This is a genomic window from Saccharomonospora iraqiensis subsp. iraqiensis (assembly GCF_000430445.1).
Taxonomy (GTDB): domain Bacteria; phylum Actinomycetota; class Actinomycetes; order Mycobacteriales; family Pseudonocardiaceae; genus Saccharomonospora; species Saccharomonospora iraqiensis.
Genome location: NZ_KE387125.1, coordinates 2901 through 8489 on the forward strand (window position 1 = coordinate 2901; position 5589 = coordinate 8489).

A 5589-nucleotide genomic window follows, 5' to 3' on the forward strand; every position below is an offset into this window, starting at 1 on the left:
GGCACGGGGGCGGACGACCACGGCACCGGGCCCGACGGGCACGCACCGTACGGGGCGGGTCCGGACGATGCCCCCGGCGACGAACAGCGGCTGCACGAGTCCGGGCCGGACGGCGACGGCGCCCCGGCGTCGCGGTGGGGCCGGCGGACGTCGAAGGCGAACCTGAGCCCGGCGCAACGGAAGAAGCGCCGCTGGAAGATCATCCGGCGGAGCCTCTACGCGTTCGTCGGGCTCTTCCTCGTGCTGCCCGCCACCGCGTTCGCGATCACCTACTTCCTGGTGGAGGTGCCGAGTCCGGAGGACGTGGCCCAGGACCAGGCCAAGGTGGTGACCTACTTCTACTCCGACGGGCAGACCGAGATGGGCCGGGACATCCCCGTCGACGGGGGTAACCGTGTCCTGCTGGACTACGAGCAGATTCCCGAGGTCACCCGGCACGCGGTCTACTCGGCGGAGGACGCCACCTTCGAGACCAACCCCGGCTTCGACGTCAGCGGCATCCTGCGCGCCGTGTACAACCAGCTGACCGGGGGCGTCGGTGGTGGTTCCACGATCAGCCAGCAGTACGTCAAGGTGGCCACCGGCGATGACGCCTACTCCTACACACGGAAGTGGACGGAGATCGTCAAGGCGTTCAAGATGAACAACCAGCTGAGCAAGCAGGAGATCATCACCGCCTACCTGAACACCATCTACCTCGGCAGGGGCGCCTACGGCGTCCAGACGGCGGCCCAGGCCTACTTCGACAAGGACGCCCAGGACCTCACCGCGTCCGAGTCGGCGGTGCTGGCCGGTCTGATCCAGCAGCCCGGCCGGTCGGACGACACCGAGGTGCTCCGCGAGCGCTGGACGTTCGTGATGAACCAGATGGTCTCCAACGGCTGGCTGTCCGAGGCCGACCGCCGCTCCGCCGAGTTCCCGGACATCGTGCCGGAGGAGCGGTCCCGGCCGAACACCATCGACGGGCCGGAGAGCTACATCCAGCGGCGGGCACAGGCCGAGCTCGCCGAGAAGGGTTACCCGGAGGAGAAGCTCCAGGCGGGTGGGTACCAGGTGCACCTCACCATCGACCCGGAGGCGCAGAAGCAGGCCACCGAGGCCGTCAACGAGGTGATGGAGGGCCAGCCCGAGAAACTCCGGGAGGCGCTCGTGGCCGTCGACCCGGACACCGGCGCGGTGCGGGCCTACTACGGCGGTCCGAACGAACCCGGTGTCGACGAGTACGACTGGGCCTCCGCACAGCGCAACCCCGGGTCCTCGTTCAAGCCGTTCGACCTCGTGGCCCTGTTGCAGCAGGGCAAGGGCCTCGGCGCGGTCTACGACGGGAGCTCGCCACGCACGTTCGGGGACGTCGAGGTGCGCAACTCGGGCAACACGCAGTGCGAGCGCTGCACCGTCGCCAAGGCGATGGAGAAGTCCATCAACACCGTGTTCTACGACATGGTGCTCAACGAGCTCGGACCACAGGCCGTCGCCGAGGCCGCGCGGGCGGCCGGGATCCCGGAGAAGGGGTCGGGGCCCGATGCACGGGAGACCATGCCCGCCCCGGACGGCAACATCTCGATCGGCGGCGGCAGCAACGTGGTCTCGCCCACCCAGATGGCCTCGGCGTACGCGACGTTCGCCTCGGGCGGCATGCGACACGACACCCATTTCGTGGCCAAGCTGACCACCTCCGACGGCGAGGTCGTCTTCGACGAGACCTCCGACGTGGCCACCGAGGGCGAGCCGGCCTTCTCCGGCGACCCGGAGAAGAGCAAGCAGATCGCGGGCAACGTGACCGAGTCGCTCGAGCCGGTGCTGCCCTACTCCGACCTGGAGTGCGCCGACGACCGGGACTGCGCGGGCAAGACCGGGACGCACCAGTACGAGAGTGAGGAGCAGACCGGGGAGAACTCGGAGGCCTGGATGGTGGGCTACAACCCGCAGATCTCCGCCGCGGCGTGGGTCGGCACCGGGGGCCACGAGCCCATCCGTACGGCGGCCGGCGCGCCCATCTACGGCAGTGGCCTTCCGGGCGAGATCTGGAAGACCTTCATGGACTCCTACCTGGAGGGCAAGCCGAGGGCATCCTTCGACGAGGTGGAGCTGATCGGCAAGCCGCCCGCGCCCCCGCCGTCCGCGACGGACGACGCCTCCCCCTCGGAGGAGACCGAGGAGAGCTCGGAGACGTCGGAGACCGAGTCGTCCGAGCCGACCGCGACCGTCCCCACGGAGACCGAGACGACCGACAACCCGAACGACAACTGGCCGTGGCCCGGCAACGGTGACGACGAGGACGACGGCGGCGGGGACGGGGACGGCGACGAGACCCAGGGCGGCAACGGTTACGGCAACGACGGCGACCGGGTCCGGGAGACGGAGGACTCCTCGTGGTGGTGACCCGCCCGGGTTCACCGCCACCCGTCCCGGACTGAACGACCCGTAACATTCGCGTCGTGTCCGGCGATAAAGATGACCCGCGTTCGGCGACGACGCCCGACACCGCGTCGCTGGACGTCGCCCGGCGAGCGGTTCCGACATGGACGGAACCGCTCGCCGAGGCGGCCAGCCGCCCCCTCGGGGGTCCCCTCGGCACGCACGCGGTGATGGGGCGGCACTGGTTCTGGACCCCGTTGCGGGTCTGCCTGCTGCTGGCCGTGCTCGCCCTCACCGCGGGGTGGTTCGGCAAGGCCGCCTGCATCCAGCAGTACGACACGGCCGGGGGCCCTGCCCTGGACTGGCGTTCCGACCGGCAGTACGTGGCGATGTGCTACTCGGACGTCGTCCCGCTGTACACGGCCGAACGGCTGGACCGGCCGGACACGTTCCCCTACGCCACGAGCTGGGTGGAGGACGCGGGCACGGCGCAGGAGCAGGTGCGCTACATGGAGTACCCGGTGCTGACCGGGTTGTTCCAGTGGGTGAACGCCACGCTCACCCACCAGTGGACGGACGCGGCCGACGCGGGCTGGCTACCGGGGGCGCTGCCCGTGGCCGTCTACTTCAACATCACGGCGTTCTTCCTCGCCGTGGCGTGGCTGGTCACCGTCTGGGCGGTGGCCAGGACGGCCCGCAGGCGGATCTGGGACGCCGCACTGGTCGCCGTGTCCCCGCTCGTGGTGGTGCACGCCTTCACCAACTTCGACACCCTCGCCACGGCGGCGGCCGCGGCGGCCCTGCTCGCGTGGTCCCGGCGCAGACCCGCGTGGGCGGGTGTGCTGCTCGGCATCGGCGCGGCCGCGAAGATGTACCCGCTGCTGTTGCTCGGCCCCCTGCTCGTGCTGTGCCTGCGGGCGGGGCGACTGCGCGCCTGGACGGTCACGGCCGCGACCACCGCGGGCGCCTGGACCGCCCTGAACCTGCCGTTCCTGCTGTTCCTGCGCGAGGGATGGGGCGAGTTCTTCCGGCTGAACACCGAACGCGACATGGACCCGGACTCGCTCTACAACGTCGTCGCCCACTTCACCGGTTGGGCGGGCTTCGACGGGCCGGTCGGGCCGGGGGAGACACCCGTCTGGCTGAACGCGGTCAGCGGCGCGTTGTTCCTCGCCCTGTGCGTGGGCATCGCCCTCGTCGCCCTGACGGCCTCCCGCAGACCCCGCCTGGCCCAGCTGTGCTTCCTCGTCGTCGCGGCGTTCCTGCTGACGAACAAGGTCTGGTCCCCGCAGTACTCGCTGTGGCTGGTGCCGCTCGCGGTGCTCGCCCTGCCGCGCTGGAGACTGCTGCTCGGCTGGATGGTCGTGGACGCCCTCGTGTGGGTGCCCCGCATGTACTACTACCTCGGGGTCGACGACAAGGGGTTGCCCGCGGACTGGTTCCTGGGCACCGTGGTCGTCCGCGACCTCATGGTGGTCGCGCTGTGCGTGGTGATCCTGCGCGACATCCGCAGGCCCGACCGGGACCCGGTGCGCGCCGACGGCGAGGACGACCCGGCGGGCGGCGTCCTGGACGGCAGCCGCGACGTCGTGGTCCTGCCCCGTCCGCGCGTCCCACGTCCGCGTGGTCAGAGCCGCTCGCGCAGGAAGGCGATGTCCTCGGCCTGACCCGGCCCGGGTGTCTCCACCAGGACCGGTGCCGCCGCGGCCCGCGCCACCTCGACGAGCACCTCCGGGTCGATCGTCCCGTCGCCGCCGACGACATTCGCGTGCCGGTCGCGCTGGGATCCCTTCCCGTCCCGGGAGTTGTTCAGGTGCACCAGGTCGATCCGGCCGGTGACCGCCCGGACCCGGTCGACCACACCGTCCAGGTCCCACCCCGCGGCGTGGGCGTGGCAGGTGTCCAGGCAGAAGCCGGGGGAGAAGTCGCCGACCTGCGCCCACAGCCGCTCGAGCATGTCGAGGTCGCGGGCCATCGCGCCCTCCCCGCCCGCGGTGTTCTCGATCAGGATCGGCACACCGAAACCGCCGTGCTCCGCCTGCCGTTCGAACAGTTTCCGCCAGTTCGTCAGCCCCTCGGCCGGGTCCTCACCGCTGCGGACGTGGCCGCCGTGGACGATCAGTCCCCGTGCCCCGGTCTCCGCCGCCGCGGCGGCGTGCGCGGTCACCGTCTTCCGGGAGGGAATGCGGATCCGGTTGTTCAGCGACGCGACGTTGAGCACGTACGGCGCGTGGATGTACACGGCGACACCCGCGTCGGCGAGCGCGTCCGCCTGCGGATGCGGCCGGGGCGCCGCCCAGCCCTGGGGGTCGGCCAGGAAGAACTGCACGACGTCGGCGCCCCGCTCGCGGGCCGCGGACAACGGGTCCTCGTCGGGAACGTGCGCACCGACCGGTTGAGACCGAGGCATGGAACGAGGGTAACGATGCGTCGCGGGACCGATCGAGTACGGTGACGAGGTCCCGCGAATCCGACACGATCGGCGACACCAACATCAGACGAAATGCGGAACGGGGACCGCATCCGAAAGCGAAGGCGAAGCTGATGGAAAACGGGTCTCGACACGAGCTCACACGAGATTTCCGGCGCCTCGGCACCACGGGGGCGGCGCTGGCCGTCCTGGTGCTGGGCTGGCCCGGAACCGCCGCCGCGGCCACCGGCCCCGTGGTCTCCGGCCCCGTGGTCTCCGGCGACTGCCCCGCCACCGTGTCCGGCGAGGACGGGTCCCCGCTCACGGTCGACGTGGGGGCGTTGCTCAACGCGGACGGGACGCTCGCGCTGGGGCTGGGGACACGCTCGGAGGCGCCCGTCTCGCTCCCCGTCGCGGACGCCGTCTCGGAACTCGGTCTCGACGATCTCGGCGTCGCCTCGGACGCGGTGGAGGATCTGTGCGGGACGGGACAGGACACGGTCAACGCGGTGACCGAACCGGTCCAGGAAGCACTCCCGGGTCACCAACCGGAGAATCCCGAAACGGAGGACCCACCTCCGGGTGAATCTGACGACGATCAGCCGAATTCACCCGAGGGAACTAATCCGCCGACCGGCGACGAGGATTCGACCGACGGTGCCGGCGACGGGGACGGGGCGGACGACGGAGGGACCGTCCCGGGGACCCCCCAGGGCGCGGGCGCACTCGTCCTGGCGGACGGCTGGGGTGGTGCGACCGAGTGGGACATGCCGGATCCGCCGGACGCGCCCGGGGCCGGCCGGGACGTCGCGGTCCCGCCG

General features: G+C 71.2%; 4 protein-coding genes. 3 read left to right on the forward strand and 1 reads right to left on the reverse strand.

Features of this window, described 5'->3' with window-relative positions; all coding sequences use genetic code 11:
• Both ACTIR_RS24300 and ACTIR_RS0118735 read left to right on the forward strand, forming a co-directional pair.
• Positions 1–2382, forward strand: a 2382-nt coding sequence (locus ACTIR_RS24300; protein ID WP_052583951.1) for a transglycosylase domain-containing protein, incomplete at its 5' end; no start/stop codon positions are given.
• A gap of 56 nt (positions 2383–2438) precedes the next feature.
• Positions 2439–4025: a glycosyltransferase family 87 protein gene (locus tag ACTIR_RS0118735; protein WP_026455425.1), complete on the forward strand. Its 1587-nt coding sequence runs from the start codon at positions 2439–2441 to the stop codon at positions 4023–4025.
• On the opposite strand, the gene ACTIR_RS0118740 is transcribed toward ACTIR_RS0118735, so the two are convergent.
• On the reverse strand, positions 3986–4768 hold the full coding sequence (locus ACTIR_RS0118740; protein ID WP_026455426.1) for a deoxyribonuclease IV: 783 nt from the start codon (positions 4766–4768) through the stop codon (positions 3986–3988). The genes ACTIR_RS0118735 and ACTIR_RS0118740 overlap by 40 nt on opposite strands.
• A gap of 134 nt (positions 4769–4902) precedes the next feature.
• Between ACTIR_RS0118740 and ACTIR_RS26905 the strand changes: the two genes are divergently transcribed.
• The coding region (locus ACTIR_RS26905) for a hypothetical protein (protein ID WP_026455427.1) at positions 4903–5589 on the forward strand (687 nt) is incomplete at its 3' end.

Bases quoted from the DNA above. Each gene is read 5' to 3' on its own strand.
- ACTIR_RS0118740 (WP_026455426.1), bottom strand. From the start codon at position 4,768: ATGCCTCGGTCTCAACCGGTCGGTGCGCACGTTCCCGACGAGGACCCG.